Annotated in this window: 13 protein-coding genes and 1 pseudogene; 11 read left to right on the top strand and 3 right to left on the bottom strand. The window is 70.1% G+C overall.

The features are described 5' to 3' along the window. The first annotated feature begins 10 nt into the window (after positions 1-10). The 5 genes and pseudogenes from EW117_RS01945 (at position 11) to EW117_RS01925 (ending at position 5,095) form a co-directional block, all read left to right on the top strand. A complete protein-coding gene (locus EW117_RS01945) occupies positions 11-1,240 on the top strand; it encodes an argininosuccinate synthase (protein ID WP_129783158.1) in 1,230 nt (409 codons plus the stop codon). Between the two features lie 56 nt (positions 1,241-1,296). Next, positions 1,297-2,745 carry an argininosuccinate lyase gene (gene argH, locus EW117_RS01940; protein ID WP_129783722.1) on the top strand — a complete coding sequence of 483 codons (1,449 nt, stop codon included), beginning with the start codon at positions 1,297-1,299 and terminating at the stop codon, positions 2,743-2,745. 85 nt (positions 2,746-2,830) lie between these two features. Beyond that, positions 2,831-3,382 carry a uridine kinase family protein gene (locus tag EW117_RS01935; RefSeq protein WP_165362411.1) on the top strand — a complete coding sequence of 184 codons (552 nt, stop codon included), beginning with the start codon at positions 2,831-2,833 and terminating at the stop codon, positions 3,380-3,382. A gap of 185 nt (positions 3,383-3,567) precedes the next feature. Further along, positions 3,568-4,215: pseudogene (locus EW117_RS30715) on the top strand (serine/threonine-protein kinase); the annotation flags it as partial. A gap of 205 nt (positions 4,216-4,420) precedes the next feature. Next, positions 4,421-5,095, top strand: a complete 675-nt coding sequence (locus EW117_RS01925) for a peptidylprolyl isomerase (RefSeq protein ID WP_242504030.1) — start codon at positions 4,421-4,423, stop codon at positions 5,093-5,095. 74 nt (positions 5,096-5,169) lie between these two features. Here the strand turns inward: EW117_RS01925 and EW117_RS01920 are convergent, their stop codons facing one another. Beyond that, on the bottom strand, positions 5,170-6,876 hold the full coding sequence (locus EW117_RS01920; RefSeq protein WP_242504029.1) for a glycoside hydrolase family 27 protein: 1,707 nt from the start codon (positions 6,874-6,876) through the stop codon (positions 5,170-5,172). A gap of 336 nt (positions 6,877-7,212) precedes the next feature. On the opposite strand from EW117_RS01920, the gene EW117_RS01915 reads away from it, so the two are divergent. Genes EW117_RS01915 through EW117_RS01905 form a run of 3 tightly spaced genes read left to right on the top strand, consistent with a single transcriptional unit; the run spans position 7,213 to position 9,651 of the window. Continuing rightward, a complete protein-coding gene (locus EW117_RS01915) occupies positions 7,213-7,575 on the top strand; it encodes a PadR family transcriptional regulator (protein WP_129783154.1) in 363 nt (120 codons plus the stop codon). Beyond that, positions 7,575-8,921 (top strand): permease prefix domain 1-containing protein, encoded by a 1,347-nt coding sequence (locus EW117_RS01910; RefSeq protein WP_129783152.1) that lies wholly within the window; start codon positions 7,575-7,577, stop codon positions 8,919-8,921. Before EW117_RS01915 ends, EW117_RS01910 begins: the two co-directional genes overlap by 1 nt. 22 nt (positions 8,922-8,943) lie before the next feature. Beyond that, a complete protein-coding gene (locus tag EW117_RS01905; RefSeq protein WP_129783150.1) occupies positions 8,944-9,651 on the top strand; it encodes a DNA-3-methyladenine glycosylase in 708 nt (235 codons plus the stop codon). Between the two features lie 7 nt (positions 9,652-9,658). On the opposite strand, the gene EW117_RS01900 is transcribed toward EW117_RS01905, so the two are convergent. Further along, positions 9,659-10,636, bottom strand: a complete 978-nt coding sequence (locus tag EW117_RS01900) for an ATP-grasp domain-containing protein (protein ID WP_129783148.1) — start codon at positions 10,634-10,636, stop codon at positions 9,659-9,661. A gap of 157 nt (positions 10,637-10,793) precedes the next feature. Beyond that, positions 10,794-12,134, bottom strand: coding sequence for an MFS transporter (locus EW117_RS01895; protein WP_129783146.1), 1,341 nt, complete (start codon positions 12,132-12,134; stop codon positions 10,794-10,796). Positions 12,135-12,331: 197 nt separating this feature from the next. Here EW117_RS01895 and tyrS point away from each other — a divergent pair, with 197 nt between their 5' ends. The 3 genes from tyrS to glmS all read left to right on the top strand — a co-directional run bounded on the left by tyrS (position 12,332) and on the right by glmS (position 15,885). Further along, positions 12,332-13,591, top strand: a complete 1,260-nt coding sequence (tyrS, locus tag EW117_RS01890) for a tyrosine--tRNA ligase (protein WP_129783144.1) — start codon at positions 12,332-12,334, stop codon at positions 13,589-13,591. 170 nt (positions 13,592-13,761) lie between these two features. After that, on the top strand, positions 13,762-14,025 hold the full coding sequence (locus tag EW117_RS01885) for a hypothetical protein (RefSeq protein WP_129783142.1): 264 nt from the start codon (positions 13,762-13,764) through the stop codon (positions 14,023-14,025). Between the two features lie 36 nt (positions 14,026-14,061). Further along, positions 14,062-15,885 (top strand): glutamine--fructose-6-phosphate transaminase (isomerizing), encoded by a 1,824-nt coding sequence (gene glmS / locus EW117_RS01880; RefSeq protein ID WP_129783140.1) that lies wholly within the window; start codon positions 14,062-14,064, stop codon positions 15,883-15,885. Positions 15,886-16,549 lie beyond the last annotated feature (664 nt).

Below are 16,549 nucleotides of genomic sequence, written 5' to 3'. Positions count from 1 at the left end.
ATCGTCAATCATGACTGAACGCGTCGTGCTCGCCTACTCGGGAGGCCTGGACACCTCCGTCGCCATCGGCTGGATCGCCGAGGCCACCGGGGCCGAGGTGGTCGCCGTGGCCGTCGACGTCGGCCAGGGTGGCGAGGACATGAACGTCATCCGCAAGCGCGCGCTGGACTGCGGCGCCGTCGAGGCCTACATCGCCGACGCGCGCGACGAGTTCGCCGCGGAGTACTGCATGCCCGCGCTGCGGGCCAACGGCATGTACCTCGACCGCTACCCGCTGGTCTCCGCCATCTCGCGCCCCGTCATCGTGAAGCACATGGTGCGTGCGGCCCGCCAGTTCGGCGCCACGACCGTGGCGCATGGTTGCACCGGCAAGGGCAACGACCAGGTCCGGTTCGAGGTGGCCACCACCTCGCTGGCCCCCGACCTGAAGTCGATCGCGCCCGTGCGCGACCTCGCGCTGACCCGCGAGAAGGCCATCGACTACGCCGAGAAGCACGACCTGCCGATCGCGACCACCAAGAAGAACCCGTTCTCGATCGACCAGAACGTGTGGGGCCGCGCCGTGGAGACCGGCTTCCTCGAGGACATCTGGAACGAGCCCACCAAGGACGTCTACTCGTACACCGACGACCCGACGTTCCCGCCGGTGGCGGACGAGGTCATCCTCACCTTCGAGCAGGGTGTCCCCGTAGCGATCGACGGCGTCACCGTGACCCCGCTGCAGGCTATCCAGGAGATGAACCGCCGCGCCGGCGCGCAGGGCATCGGTCGCATCGACATCGTCGAGGACCGGCTCGTGGGCATCAAGTCCCGTGAGATCTACGAGGCGCCCGGCGCCATCGCGCTCATCGCCGCGCACCAGGAGCTGGAGAACGTGACGATCGAGCGCGAGCAGGCGCGCTTCAAGCGGCAGGTGGAGCAGCGCTGGAGCGAGCTCGTCTACGACGGCATGTGGTTCTCGCCGCTGAAGAAGTCGCTGGACGTGTTCATCGACGACACGCAGAAGTACGTGTCGGGCGAGATCCGCATGGTGCTGCACGGCGGCCGGGCCACCGTGACCGGGCGCCGCTCGGAGCAGTCGCTCTACGACTTCAACCTGGCCACCTACGACGAGGGCGACGCGTTCGACCAGTCGCAGGCTCGCGGCTTCATCGAGATCTACGGCCTCACCGCGAAGCTCGCCGCCGCGCGCGACGAGAAGTTCGGCAACGGCGTGGACCTGGGGGTCGGGGCACTGTGACGGAGAACGACGGCACGGAGCCCGACGGCGCGGGGCCCGACGGCGCGGGCAGCGACATCGGGCAACGGGCGTCCGGCACCGTCGGGGCGCACTCCGGTGAGAAGGTCGCCCTCTGGGGCGGCCGGTTCGCCGGCGGCCCCGCGCCCGAGCTGGCGGCGCTGTCGCAGTCGACGCACTTCGACTGGAAGCTCGCGCCCTACGACATCGCCGGCTCGAAGGCGCACGCCCGGGTCCTGGCGGGCGCCGGCCTGCTCACCGAGCCGGAGCTCGCCCGGATGATCGACGCGCTGGACATGCTGGAGCAGGACGTCGCCTCGGGCGCCTTCCTCCCGGTGCTGGACGACGAGGACGTGCACACCGCGCTGGAACGTGGCCTGCTGGAGCGGGCCGGGGACGAGCTGGGCGGCAAGCTGCGAGCCGGCCGGTCCCGCAACGACCAGATCGCCACGCTCGTGCGGCTCTACCTGCGCGACCAGGCCCGCACCATCGGCGCGCAGGTCCTCGACCTCGTGGACGAGCTGATCACCCAGGCGGAAGCCGCGGGTGACGCGCCCATGCCGGGGCGCACCCACCTGCAGCACGCCCAGCCCGTCCTCCTGGCGCACCACCTGCTCGCGCACGCCTGGCCGCTGCTGCGCGACGTCGACCGTTTCCTCGACTGGGACGTCCGGGCCTCGAAGTCCCCGTACGGCTCCGGGGCGCTCGCGGGCTCGTCGCTCGGCCTGGACCCGGCCGCCGTGGCCGCGGACCTGGGCCTGGAGGGCGGGCCGGTCGAGAACTCGATCGACGGGACCGCCTCGCGCGACGTCGCGGCGGAGTTCGCGTTCGTCGCGGCGATGATCGCCGTCGACCTCTCGCGGTTCGCGGAGGAGATCATCCTCTGGAACACGAAGGAGTTCGGGTTCGTCCGCCTTGACGACGCGTACTCCACGGGCTCGTCGATCATGCCGCAGAAGAAGAACCCGGACATCGCCGAGCTCGCCCGCGGCAAGGCCGGTCGCGTGATCGGCGACCTCACGGGGCTGCTCACCACGCTCAAGGGCCTCCCGCTCGCGTACAACCGCGACCTGCAGGAGGACAAGGAGCCGGTGTTCGACCAGGTGGCGACGCTGACGACGGTGCTGCCCGCGTTCAGCGGCATGGTGCGGACCATGGTGTTCGACACGGACCGCCTGGCCGAGCTCGCCCCGCAGGGCTTCTCGCTCGCGACCGACATCGCGGAGTGGCTCGTCCGGCAGGGCGTCCCGTTCCGCGTGGCGCACGAGGTGGCGGGCTCCTGCGTGCAGGAGTGCGAGGCGCGTGGCATCGAGCTGTGGGACCTGTCCGACGACGACCTCGCCAAGATCTCGGAGCACCTCACGCCCGAGGTCCGTGGTGTGCTCTCGGTAGAGGGCTCGCTGGCCTCGCGCGATGCGATAGGCGGCACCGCCCCGGCCCGCGTCCGGGAGCAGATCGAGGCGGCCAAGGAGCGCTCCACGGAATACCGCTTCTGGACCCAGCCATGATCTTGGTTGTGAGCGGGATCGTTGCGCCTGAAACGGTCAGGAAGTCGCAACGATCCCGCCCACAACCAAGCACAGGGGAGAGGGCATGAGCGTCTTACCTGCCGTGCTCGGGGAGTTGCTCGGGCGGATTCGAGCGGCCGACGCGCGGCTGGTATGCGTCGACGGGCCCGCCGGGTCCGGCAAGACGACCCTGGCCGCCCAGCTCGCCGACGCGCTGGAGGCCCCGGTGGTCCACATGGACGACCTGTACGAGGGCTGGGCCGGCGGGCCCGACGCCGGCGCGGCGAACCTCCGCCGCTGGGTCCTCGACCCGCTGAGCGCGGGAGAGCAGGTTCGTTACCGGCGCTACGACTGGGTCGAGGACGACTGGGCCGAGTGGCACGACGTCCCGCGGTCGGCCCACTTCGTGGTGGAGGGCTGCGGCGCGGCCGCGCGGCAGGTCGACGCGCTGGGCGCGTTCCGCATCTGGGTAGCGGCCGACGACGCCGAACGGCTGCGCCGCGGCCTGGAGCGCGACGGCGCGGACGCGCGCGAGCACTGGCTGCGCTGGATGGCGGACGAGGCAGCGCACTACGCGCGCGAGCGCACCAGGGAGCGCGCCGACGTGCGGCTGGACGGGTTCGGCCTGCCTGCCTGACCCGCACCGGGTGCGCTCTCCGCGCGCCGCCAGATTGGTTTACAGCCCGTCGCGAGCGCTGGGAGACTCCCGTGCAGGTGGAGTCGTCCAACGAAGGCAGGCCCGTGTTCCCCGAACCGCTCGGCGCAAGTGATCCGGCCTACGTAGGTCCCTACCGTCTGCTCGGTCGTCTGGGCCGCGGGGGGATGGGAGTCGTCTATCTGGGACGGTCGCGCGGTGGGCGTGAGGTCGCGGTCAAGGTCGTGAGCTCGGAGCTGTCCGCCGACGACCGGTTCCGGCGGCGGTTCGAGCGCGAGGTCGCCGCGGCACGCCGGGTCGGCGGTTTCTACACCGCGGCGGTGGTGGACGCGGACACCGGCGCCGACCGGCCGTGGATGGCGACGAGCTACATCCCGGGGCCGTCGCTCCAGGCCGCGGTGGACGCCCACGGGCCGTTCACCGTCGAGGCCGTGCGCGCGATCGGCGCCGGTCTGGCGGAGGGCCTCGCGACGATCCACGCCGCTGGTCTCGTGCACCGGGACCTGAAGCCGGCCAACATCGTGATCGCCGCCGACGGCCCGCGCGTCATCGACTTCGGCATCACCCGCGCCCTGGATGCGGCGTCGGGCACCACGTCCCGGGCGCTGCTGGGGACGCCCGCGTACATGCCGCCCGAGCAGGCGCTCGGAGAGGAAGTCACCTCCGCGGGCGACGTGTTCTCCCTGGGCGGCGTGCTCGCCTTCGCCGCGACGGGTCGCAGCCCGTTCGGCGGCGGCCGGATGGAGGCGATGGTCTACCGGCTGGTGCATGCCGAACCGGACCTGACCGCCGTGCCGCCGGAACTGCGGGGCCTCGTGGCCGCATGCCTCGCCAAGGACCCGGAGGCCCGGCCGGGCGTTGATGAGGTCCTGGAGGGCTTGGCCGACGGCGACGCGTCGGGCAGGCCGTGGCTCACGGGACCGGTCGCCGAGATGATCGCGGAACGCAACGGGATCGCACCGGCGGACGCGGTATCCCAGGTGGGTGCACCCGCTCCCGCACCCGTTTCCGACGGCGATGATGACCACACCCATCTGGCGGCCACGCAGCTGCGCACACCGACGTCGGAGGAGGCACAGGCCTCGTCGGAGGCACCGTCCGCCGTCGAACCACCCGCCGTCGGGCAGCGCGACCGCGGCCCCCGCCGAGGAGAGGGCGACCTACAGCCTGCCGCACGCGTCGGCCGCCGAGGGTCGCACCTGGCACGTCGTGCTCGACACGTGCGTCGGCGAGATCGGCCTGGAGCTCGACGGCGCCGCGGCTCCTCACGCCGTGGCCTCGTTCCTCACCCTCGCCGACGGCGGGTTCTTCGACGGGACCGGCTGCCACCGCCTGTACACGGGCGAGGTCTCCGGGCTGCAGTGCGGCGACCCGACGTTCACCGGCGCCGGCGGACCGGGGTACCGGTTCGGCCCCCTGGAGAACGCCCCGGAGGACGGCGCCTATCCCGCCGGGACCCTCGCGATGGCGCGTTCGACCGGCGATCCCGACTCGATGGGCTCGCAGTTCTACCTGGTGTTCGCCGACTCGCACGTACCGCCCGACTCCGCCGGCGGGTACACCGTCTTCGGCCGGATCACGAGCGGCCTCGACCTGCTCGCGGCGGTCGGGGCCGAAGGGGTCCAGGGCGACGCCGCCGTGGGTCGCCCCAAGGTCCCCGTCACTATCGAAGGTGTCGAGATCGACGCGGGCTAGGCCCATCGATCCCGGAGGAACTGCGACTGCCTCGGGGGTTGTCGCAGTTCCTCCGGGAGAGGGAGTGCCACGGACTACCGGCGCGTCCAGAGCTGGTTCGCCGCGCCCGTGCAGGTCCAGAGCAGCACCGCGGTGTTGTTGGCGGTGAGGTTGCGGTCGACGTCCAGGCACAGGCCGGACTGCGTGCCGCGGATCGTGCCATCGCCCTGGAACGTCCACTGCTGGTTGTTGCCGCCGGTGCAGTCCCAGAGCTGTACCCGGGTGCCCGCCGTGGCGCCGGACGGGGCGTCGAGGCACTTGCCCAGCGAGCGCAGCGTGCCGTCCGTCGGGGTCCACGTCTGGTTCGGTGCCGAGTGGCAGTCCCAGATCACCAGGCCGGTGCCGTTCGCCGTGGCGCTGTTGGGCACGTCGAGACAGCGGCCCGACGCAGAGCTGACGAGCGCCGTGCCTGTCGGCGGCTGGGACGTGCCGCCGGGGCTCACCTTGAACAGCGCGACGCCGTGCGCGGCGACCTGTGCGGTGATCTGCCCGGTGGTCGTGCCCGTGGCGCCGGTCCACAGCTCGCGGTACGAATGCGTGCCGGAGCCCAGCCCGACCTGGCCGAGCGTGGTCGAGATCTGCCGGCTGCCGGAGCCGCGGTTGAGCAGGGCGACCGCCACGGAGCCGTCGGCGAGCGGCTTGGCCCAGACCTCGGCATCACCGTCGTCACGCACCCGGTCCGCCTGTCGCACCAGCGGGTCCTGGTCGATCGCGAGGACGTCGCGGTTGGTGAGGACCGCACGTACGTCGGCGCTCATGTTCCTCAGGTCGTTGCCGGCGATGAGTGGAGCGCTGAGCATCGCCCACATGCTCTGGTGCGCGCGGTTCTCCGTGGGCGTCAGGGAGTTTCGCACGCCGACCATGAGCATGTCGGGGTCGTTGTACCGCCCGGGCTGGGTCCACTCGCGCATGGGCTCGATGATGTCGAGGGCTTCCGTGATCCCGACGAAGCAGTCGGCCGACGGCGAGCAGCCCGTCGACCAGGCGTCGTCCAGGTCCTCGGAGGTGCGCCACATGTCCGCGAACTCGCCCCAGCCGGAGTAGGTCGGCGCGGTGTTCGAGTGGGCGCTGTTCGGGTTGATCGAGTAGACGATGGGGCGGCCGGTGGCCTTCAGCGCGTCGCCGAACTTCTTGAACAGCGCGGCCTGCTCGGTCACGGTGCCGCGCGGGTCGCACCAGTCGTGCTTGACGTAGTCGACGCCCCATGAGGCGAAGAGGTTCGCGTCCCGGGTCTCGTTCCCGTACGACGACGTCCCCGGGAGGTTCGCGAAGTACTGGTTGCAGGTCTTCTCGCGTGGCGCGTGGTAGATCCCGAACTTCAGGCCCTTGCCGTGGATGTAGTCGCCCAGCGCCTTCATCCCCGACGGGAAGCGGTCCGTCCGGGCGCGCAGGTTGCCGTTCGCGTCGCGGGTGTCCTGCATCCAGCAGTCGTCGACGACGACGTACTCGTACCCGGCGGCGGCCATGCCCGAGCTCACCATGGCGTCCGCCGTCTCGCGCACCATCTGTTCGTTGATGTTGCAGTAGAACGTGTTCCAGCTGTTCCAGCCCAGTGGAGGCAACGGGGCCGGCTCCTCGACGGTCGGGTCGGCCGCAGCGGCGGCCGCAGCGGCGGCCGCAGTAGTGGCGGCGGTAGTGGCCGGAGTAACGGCGCCGGCCGCCGGTCCGGCGGCGAGCATGGACGTGGTCAGTGCGGTCGCGGCGAGCAACGAGAGCCAACGGCGACGAGACAGGTTTTTCACGAGCACTCCTTCGTGCGGCGGTGATGTGGGCGGTGACGCACGGCCGCGTCGCCGTCCGGACAGCGTGACCGGTCAGTGCCGGGCGCGAGGCCGCGTCAGGTCCGATCCGGGAGACTGTGTGAGCGCTAACATCAAGGCGATGCTGGCAGGTGCGCACCCTGGGCGCAATGGTCCGGCGAGGAACTAAACGATTAGTCCTTGCCCCTCCGGCACGTCGGCGCTCAGACAGCAACGACCACGGTCGGCTTGCGCGCTTCCCGTACCGATGCCCTAGGACTCCTATGCCTAGTGCTGCTAGGGTAAGCATCCCTAGCAGAACTAGGCATAGGAGTGCAGGTGCACATCGACAAGGATCTGGTCGCGGCGTCGGCCACACCGCTCGTCCTCGGCATCCTGGCCGACGGCGAGTCGTACGGGTACGCGATCCTCAAACGCGTCAACGAGCTCTCCGGCGGCCGGATGCAGTGGACCGACGGAATGCTCTACCCCCTGCTCCACCGGCTCGAACGGCTCGGGTACGTGCAGGCGACCTGGGGCACGTCAGAGGCCGGGCGCCGGCGCAAGCACTACGCGATCACGCAGGACGGCCGGGAGGCGCTCGCCGACCGGCAGCAGCAGTGGTCGGTCGTCGCCGACGCCCTGAAGCAGGTGTGGCAGGACGTCCAGGTGCCGCCGACCGTGGCGGAGGGGTGGGCCTGATGAGCGACCACGAGCAGCTCGAGTCCCAGATCGATCAGTGGCGCGGCTACGTCCAACGCCGTCGGGCCATCTCCGCCGGCGACGTCGAGGAGATGGAGGATCACCTGCGCGAGCAGGTGACCGACCTGACCAGCACCGGGCTCGACGACGACGAGGCGTTCCTCGTCTCCGTCAAGCGCATGGGCAACCTCGACGAGGTCTCCCGCGAGTTCGCCCGCGAGCACTCCGACCGGTTGTGGAAGCAGCTCGTGCTGGTCCCCGAGGCGCCCGACGGCGGAACGCGGCTCTGGCGTGAGCTCGGTGTCGTCCTGGCGCTCGCCATCGGTGCGGGAATCGCGGTCAAGGCCGGGATCGAGCTGATCGACGACGAGCTCGTCGTCATGCGCAACATCGGCCTGTTCGTGCTCCCGTTCCTCGCCGGGTACTTCGCCTGGAAGCGCAAGCTCACCTGGCGGGTCGCCGGCGTGCTCCTGGTTCCGTTCGCCGTGCTCGCCGTGGTCCTGAACGTGTACCCGTTCGAGCCCGAGGGCTCGACCCTGTTCCTCGCGGCCAGCCACTCGATAGTCGCCCTGTGGGCGCTCGTCTCCGTCACCTACGCGGGCGGACGATGGCGGTCGGACGCCCGCCGCATGGACTACGTCCGCTTCACCGGCGAGCTCGTCATCTACTTCGTCCTGCTGGCCCTCGGCGGGGGCGTCCTGATCGGGCTCACCCTCGGCACCCTCGGGCTGGTCGGGATCGACTTCGAACCGGTCCTCGAGGCCTGGATCCTGCCGTTCTGCGTGCCCGGCGCGCTCATCGTGGCGGCCTGGCTCGTCGAGGCCAAGCAGAACGTCGTCGAGAACATCGCACCGGTCCTGACCCGCGTCTTCACGCCGCTGACCATCGTGATGCTGCTCGTCTTCCTGGGGGCCTTCGCGACCGCCGGCGGGCCGCTGGGCGCCGACCGCGAGCTGCTGATCCTCATGGACGCGGTGCTCGTGCTGGTCCTGAGCCTGTTGCTCTACTCGATCTCCGCGCGGGACGCGCTCGCGCCGCCCGGGCTGTTCGACGTGCTCCAGCTCGTTCTCGTCGTCGCGGCGCTCGCGGTCGACGCGGTGGCCCTGAGCGCGATGCTCACCCGCATCGCCGAGTTCGGCTTCAGCGCGAACAAGGTGGCTGCGCTAGGACTGAACCTCGTGCTGCTGGTGCACCTGGCCTGGTCGGCCTGGCTCTCGGTCGGGTTCCTCCGGGGCGCACGACCGTTCGGCCCGATCGAGCGGTGGCAGACCCGGTACCTGCCCGCCTACGCCGTCTGGGCCGCGATAGTGGTCGTGGTCTTCCCCCCGGTGTTCGCCTTCGCGTAGCAGGTTCGCGCATGATCGGGCCATGAGCGCTCCCGAAATCGTCCCCAGCAGTGTTCCCGGCAGGGACTGGTACGACCGGCCAGTCCTCGACGTCACCCGGGACCTGCTGGGAGCGACGCTCACCCGGCGCACCGCCGACGGCGTCGTCTCCCTCCGCCTCACCGAGGTCGAGGCGTACGACGGCGAGACCGATCCGGGCTCGCACGCCTACCGCGGCCGCAACCGCCGGAACGCGACGATGTTCGGCGAGCCCGGACGGCTGTACGTGTACCGCCACCTGGGCCTGCACCACTGCGTGAACGTGGTGTGCGGTCCGGAGGGGCTGCCGTCGGCGGTGTTGCTCCGTGCGGGCGAGGTGCTCGGCGGCACCGAGTCCGACGGCGTCGGGCTCGCCCGCTCACGCCGTCGGGCCACGGGCGTGGTACGGGTGGACCGCGACCTGGCCCGTGGCCCAGCCCGCCTGGCGGTAGCCCTGGGCATCGACCTGTCCGACGACGGTGCCGACGTCACTCAACCCGACGGAGCGGTGGTGCTGCACCGCCGGTCGGCCGAGCCCTCGCGGGTCGAGCCTGTCGAGACCCCCACCGCCGTCGTCCGAACCGGTCCCCGCGTCGGCGTGAGCGGCGACGGCGGTCGCGCGGACCTGCATCCCTGGCGTCTCTGGCTGGACGGCGAAGAGACGGTCTCCACCTACCGCGCCGCCCAGCCGCGACGTCGGCGTCCGGCGTGACAACCCGTCAGACCGGGTAGGTCTCCCTCAGCACCCGGGCCAGGTGCCGCACGATCTCGCGCGGTCCCGACCGCGCCGTGCCCCGCTCGACGTCGCTGTTGTAGTTCGTGTTGGTGTTCACGTCGTACGTCAGGAGACGGCCGTCGGCGGTCCGGATGTTCTCGATACCGGCGACCTCGATGCCGTGCCGCTTCGTGAACTCGAGGTACTTGGCGACCACCGGGTCGTCGTAGCCCTCGCGCTCGGAGAACAGCCCCCAGTCCTCGTCCGGCGCCATGGAGATGGTCGCGCCGGCCGGCGGGATCGGCCGGCCGGTCTCGGGGTCGATGACGCACGCGTCGGCGGGGCAGAGCTGGAACCCGCCGCGCTCGGTGTCGCCGCGCACGGCGTAGACCATCTCGCCGCCGACGATCTCCACGCGGGTGATGCCGCCGTCGGCCGCGACGACGTACTCCTGGATCAGCGTGATGCCGTCCACGGGCTCCTCGTACTCGTCGGACTCGACGTAGTCGGCGAGGTCGTCGAACGAGTCGAACTTGCGCACGCCCAGGCCCTTGCCGCCCTGGTTGTGCTTGGTGACGAACGGCGTCGGGAAGCCCTGCGCGGCCTTCAGCACCTGGTCCCGCCCGACGGCGGCCACGGTGCGCGGCGTGTCGATCCCGGCGGCGCGCAGCGCGGTGAGCTGGTCCACCTTGCTGACCTCGAGCTCCAGCACGCGGCGGCCGTTGACCGTGCGGCGGCCGTACGCCTCCAGCCAGGACAGCACGGCACGTGAGTAGTCCTTGGTGAGCCCGTGGTCGCGCGTGTGGCTGCTCGCCGAGATTCGCGACCAGAAGATCCCCTCGGGTGGTGCATCGGAGAGGTCGAGGACGCCCTCGGTCAGCACCCACTCCTCGTACTCGACGCCCTCGGCAGCGAAGGTCTCGGCGAACGGAGGGAACCACTCGGGATTCTCGTGCAGGGCATAGATCTTGGGGGTGCTCACAGGAACCTTCCAACGCACAGCTGCCGTCTATGGAACACATCAATACTTTCACGGCAGCCGCGCGTCGGGCTGTGTCGTGCAGCACACGAGCGTCGTCGGACCGGGGAGGCCGGCTCAGCGGTCCTCCAGGTCCGACGCCGCCCGTGTGCTCGTCGGACTATCGGTGATCGGATCCCGGTGCCGCGGAGGCCTCGACCGTCTCACCGACGGTCCCGGCGACCGAGTCGCCCATCGGGTCACCGGCTGTCTCGGCGTCCGGCTCCGGCGCCGTGTCGACCTGCCCGAGCGAGCGCCGGGCCGCCGGTACGGCCAGGATCGAGGCAAGGACGACGACCAGCAGGACGCCCGCCAGGACCAGCAGCGACTGCACGGAGAACTGGTCGGCCAGCGGGCCGAACACGACCATGGACAGGGGCATCGCGACGGTCATGACGATCCCGACGAAGCCGAACACACGGCCCTGCATATCGGGCTCGACCCGCTCCTGGATGATCGTGAACGCCGGGGTGTTCAGCGCGGCGAACATGATGCCGATGAGGAGCCCGAGCACGAAGAACACCCACATGTTGGTGGACACGCCCAGACCGGCGACCAGCACGCCGGTGAGGAGCACGGAGCCCACCATGAGGCGCACCCGGCGCTTGATCCGCGGCCCGAAGCTGGCCATGAGCAGCCCGCCGAGCAGCATGCCGCCGCCCCAGAACAGCTCGTTGGCGGTCAGCTTCCACACCTCGTCGCCGAACGTGCGGGTGACCATGAGCGGCGTCAGGTAGCTCGGTGCGCCGACCAGGAACATCACCAGGGCGAACAACGAGACCAGCCACTTCACTGGGGCGTTCGAGCCGATGTACCGGAAGCCCGCCACGAGGTCGCCGAAGTAGCTGACCGGCCCGCTCTCGGCGTCGGACCGGACCAGGCGCGGCACCGTGACCATCGCGAGCATGCCCACGCCGATCAGTGCGGTCGCGGCGTCGACGAAGAACACCGCGACGATGTCGAAGGACGCGTAGACGACGGCGGCCAAGGCAGGCGCGAGCAGCATCATCCCGGACTGGATGGACTGGAACATGCCGTTGACCCGCATCAGCTGATCCGCCGGCGCGATCTGAGGGATCATCGCTCCCACGGCCGGCGTCTGGATGCCGGCGAACACCGACCGGACGGCCAGCGCCAGGTAGATGACCCACAGGTCTTCCACGCCGCTGAGCATGAGCAGGGCCAGGCCCAGGGTCACTATCGCGATCGTCGTGTCGGCGCCCATGATCAGGAGCTTGCGGGAGTGCCGGTCGGCCCACACACCGCCGAAGATCGACATGAAAGCCTGCGGCAGCATGCCGAACACGATGCTCAGCATGAGCACCGACCCGGACCGGGTCTCGATGGTCAGATGCCACATGACCGCGAACATCACGAGCATCGACCCGAGCAACGAGATGGTCTGTCCGGTCAGGAACAGCGCGACGTTCCGCTTCCAGCCGGGCATGTCGGTGTCGGTCATGGCTCCACCCTGCCCGACGGAGCGGCTGAGTACTCAACGCTTTTCATATCCATGGAACGTCCGACGACGAGGCACGCCGGAACTCATCGGGGCGAGCGGAGGCGCGACGTTCGGGCAGACTAGGACCAGCAGGCCCACGACGGGTCCGCCGAGCGGCCCGCCCGGGCCGCACCCCCACGAAACAAGGAGCAACCACGGTGACCGACATCCTCGACGAGCTGCAATGGCGAGGCCTGGTGGCACAGTCCACCGACGAGGCCGCGCTGCGTTCTGCGCTGTCCGAGGGAACCGTGGACTATTACGTGGGCTTCGACCCCACCGCGCCGTCCCTGCACATCGGCAACCTTGTCCAGGTCCTGACGGCGCGCCGGCTGCAGGACGCCGGCCACCGGCCCTACCTGCTCGTCGGCGGTGCGACGGGCCTGATCGGTGACCCCCGCGACTCGGGGGAGCGCACGCTCAACTCGCCCGAGATCGTCGCGGCGTGGGTCGAGCGCATCCGCGCGCAGATCGAGCCGCACCTGTCCTTCGAGGGCGACAACGCCGCGCGGATGGTGAACAACCTGGACTGGACCGCCCCGATGACGGCGATCGAGTTCCTGCGCGACATCGGCAAACACTTCCGCCTGGGCACCATGCTCTCGAAGGAGATCGTGGCGCGCCGGCTCAACTCGGACGAGGGCATCAGCTTCACCGAGTTCAGCTACCAGGTGCTGCAGGGCATGGACTACCGCGAGCTGTACCGGCGGCACGGCATCACACTCCAGCTGGGCGGCAACGACCAGTGGGGCAACCTGCTCGCCGGCGTCGAGCTGATCCGCAAGGCGGAGGGGGTGAGCGCGCACGCGCTCACGACGCCGCTGATCACCAAGGCGGACGGCACCAAGTTCGGCAAGTCCGAGGGCGGGTCGATCTGGCTCGACCCGGACATGACCAGCCCGTACGCCTTCTACCAGTTCTGGCTCAACCAGGCCGACGCCGACGTCGTGAACTACCTCAAGGTGTTCACCTTCCGGTCCCGCGAGGAGATCGAGGTCCTTGAGCTTGAGGTCGCCGAGCGACCCTTCGCCCGCGAGGCGCAGAAGGCGCTCGCGGGCGACGTCACCACCCTGGTGCACGGCGCGGCCGCCACCGAGGCCGTCATCGCGGCGAGCCAGGCACTGTTCGGCCGTGGTGAGCTCGGCGACCTGGACGCCAGAACACTCGACGGCGCGGTGTCGGAGCTGCCGCGCGTCACGGCCAAGGCCGGGGACCTGGTCGCGGACCTCCTGGTCGGCTCGGGGCTCGTCGCGTCCAAGGGCGCCGCACGCCGGGCCATCGCCGAGGGCGGCGCGTACGTGAACAACGTGAAGGTGGAGTCCGACGACGCAGCGCTGGCCCCCGGGGACCTGCTCCACGGCAAGCACGCGGTGCTGCGCCGGGGCAAGAAGACCCTGGCGGTCGCGACGTCGGAGTGACCATCTCCTGACCGGCGACCCTGACCGGCAACTCCGGTGAGCCACGGCGGCCGCCCGCTGACCAGCGGGCGGCCGCCGTTCTGCATGTCCGGGACGCGATGGTGGCCAGACTTGCCCGATTCCGGGCAAGAAATTGCTCTTCGGTCACCGCATACGTCAGTCTCTTCGGCATGACGACCTCTTCCGATCTCGTCGCCCACGTGGCGGCGACCACCGGGCTCACGCCCGCCGAGGCGGCACGGGTGATCGGCGACGTCGTCGCGTACTTCGCCGTACCGGTGGAGGAGGTCGTCCGGCGGCGGCATGCTGAGCTGAAGATCCACGGGGCGAAGAATCCCGAGATCTTCGCGCGCATCGCCGCCGAGCTGGAGCACCGGGTCGTCGGCGCTCCTCAGCTCACCGAGCGGCAGCTGCGCCGGATGATCTACGGCTGAGCTCGCTCGGCCCGTCTACGTTCCCAAGGAGACAGCATGTGCGGAATCGTCGGTTACGTCGGAGGTCAGAACGCGGCCCCGTTGCTCGTGGAAGCGCTCGGCCGGCTGGAGCACCGGGGCTACGACTCGGCGGGTGTCGCAGTCGTCGGGTCCCAGGTGCGGGTGACCAAGCGCGCGGGCCGGGTCCGCGACCTCGCCGAGGTCCTGCCGAAGCGGATGTCCGGTCGGGCAGGCATCGGCCACACCCGGTGGGCGACGCATGGCCCCGCCACCGACGTCAACGCCCATCCGCACACCGACGCGAGCGGCGCGGTGGCGGTGGTGCACAACGGCATCATCGACAACGCCGCGGCACTGCGCGCACGGCTCACCGACCAGGGCGTGCCGCTCGTGAGCGACACCGATACCGAGGTCTTCGCCCACCTCGTCGCCCTGTCCGACGCCGACACGCTCGAGGGCAAGGTCGTCGACGCACTGGACGCGGTGGAGGGGACCTACGGGCTGGCAGTGGTGCACGCCGGCTTCCCCGACCGGGTGGTGGTGGCCCGCAACGGCAGCCCGCTGCTGGTCGGGGTGGGGGACAAGGAGATGTTCGTGGCCTCCGACCTCGCCGCGCTCGTCCGCCACACCACGACCGTCGCGCACCTGTCCGACGGCGAGCTGGCGACCGTCACGGCGTCGGGCTTCACGACGTTCCGCCGCGACCTGACGCGTACGCAGACCACGGCGCGCGAGGTCGACGTCGACCCCAGCGCCTACGAGCACGGCTCGATCGACGGCCGCCCGCGCATGTACACCGAGATGCTCGAGCAGCCGGCCAGCGTCGAGCGCGCGCTACGCGGACGGCTGGACGAGCGGTTCGCCACGGCGCACCTGGGCGGGCTCGAGATGGACGCCCGCGAGCTACGCGCGGTCAAGCGCGTCAAGATCCTCGGCTGTGGTTCGGCGTACTACGTGGGCCAGATGGGCGCGTCCCTCATCGAAGAGCTCGCAAGGATTCCTGCTGACGCCGAGGCAGCGAGCGAGTTCCGCTACCGCAGCCCGGTGATCGAGCCGGACACGCTGTACGTGGCGGTCAGCCAGTCCGGTGAGACCATCGACACGCTGCTGGCGGTGGAGGAGATCCGCCGCAAGGGCGGCCGCGTCATCGGCCTCGTCAATGTCGTCGGCTCCGCGATCGCCCGCGCCTGCGACGGCGGGATCTACCTCCACGCCGGACCGGAGATCGCCGTCGCCTCCACCAAGGCGCTCACCACGATGTTCGTGGGCTTCGCGTTGCTGGCGCTGCAGCTGGGCCGCGTCCGCGACCTGTCCGTCGCGGACGGACGCCGGCTCGTAGCCGGCCTGCAGCACCTGCCGGCCCACATCGAGCAGGTTCTCGACGGCGAGGACCAGATCGCACGGGCGGCCAAGGCGCTCGCGGCGGCCGAGAGCCTTTTCTTCGTGGGCCGGGTACGGGGGTACCCGGTGGCGCGTGAGGGTGCGCAGAAGTTCAAGGAGATCAGCTACCGGCACGCCGAGGCATATCAGATGTCCGAGCTCAAGCACGGCCCACTGGCTCTCATCTCGCCCGAGGTGCCCACGGTAGCGATCGTGCCCGACGACGAGCTGACCGACCGCAACGTCGCGGCCCTCCACGAGATCGCCGCGCGCGGCGGCCCTCTCGTCGTCGTCACGCACGCCGGCGTGAACCTGGGCGAGCTGCACGCGGAGCGGATCGACGTGCCCCGCAACGAGCGCGAGCTCGACCCGCTGCTCCTCACGGTGCCGCTCCAGCTGCTGGCGTACCACGCGGCGCTCGCCCTCGGGCACGACGTCGACAAGCCGCGCAACCTCGCCAAGTCGGTCACGGTGGAGTGACGTCGGCGCCGCGGGGCTCGTTGCCGAGCCCCGCGATTCCGCCGCTCCGAACCACTCGCAGGGCGGCTCGGCAAGCCGATTTGGCGCAGGTGCCGATGGCTGTGTACTGTTCCCGTTGTTCGCCCGGCAGGGAGGTACGGACAGGACGCGCGAGCAGCGCAACTGGCCGGTCCCGGGGTGGAAACCAACCCAGATCTCGTAGTAGCCTAGTGCGCTCCGGAACTGGGTGGGGGCTTGTCAGATCGCCTCCCGACCAACGATCCTCAACAGGGTCGTTGCGCCGGAGAACGTGATAGGGTAAGTTACAGAGGTTGCCTCCAAACGCAGATGAAGCGGCTAGCGTCGCGATCTGCCGGATGGCTCCCTACCTCGCCAATCGTCGAAGCTTCTGGCTTTGACGACAGCGAAAATGGGTACCGGAATTCATTCGGACATTCGAATAATTCTCCCGACCAGCAGGCCGGCGGGGATTTGGAAAAGTCCGAAAGAGCCTGGTAAGTTTGAGGAACTGCCCCGGGCGGTGAAGCGGTCGGAATGGTCGCGGATCTGACGGTGTGCGTCGGTTGTTTGAGAACTCAACAGTGTGCTTGATAGTCAATGCCAATTGATTAACCCTTGCGGGGTGTGGCCTGGCTGACCGTTCTGGTTGGTGGGTTGCATGTTT

This window comes from Promicromonospora panici (assembly GCF_900608595.1).
Classification (GTDB): Bacteria; Actinomycetota; Actinomycetes; order Actinomycetales; family Cellulomonadaceae; genus Promicromonospora; species Promicromonospora panici.
The sequence above is the reverse complement of the archived record's forward strand: the minus strand, read 5'-3'. Positions and strand labels throughout refer to the sequence as shown.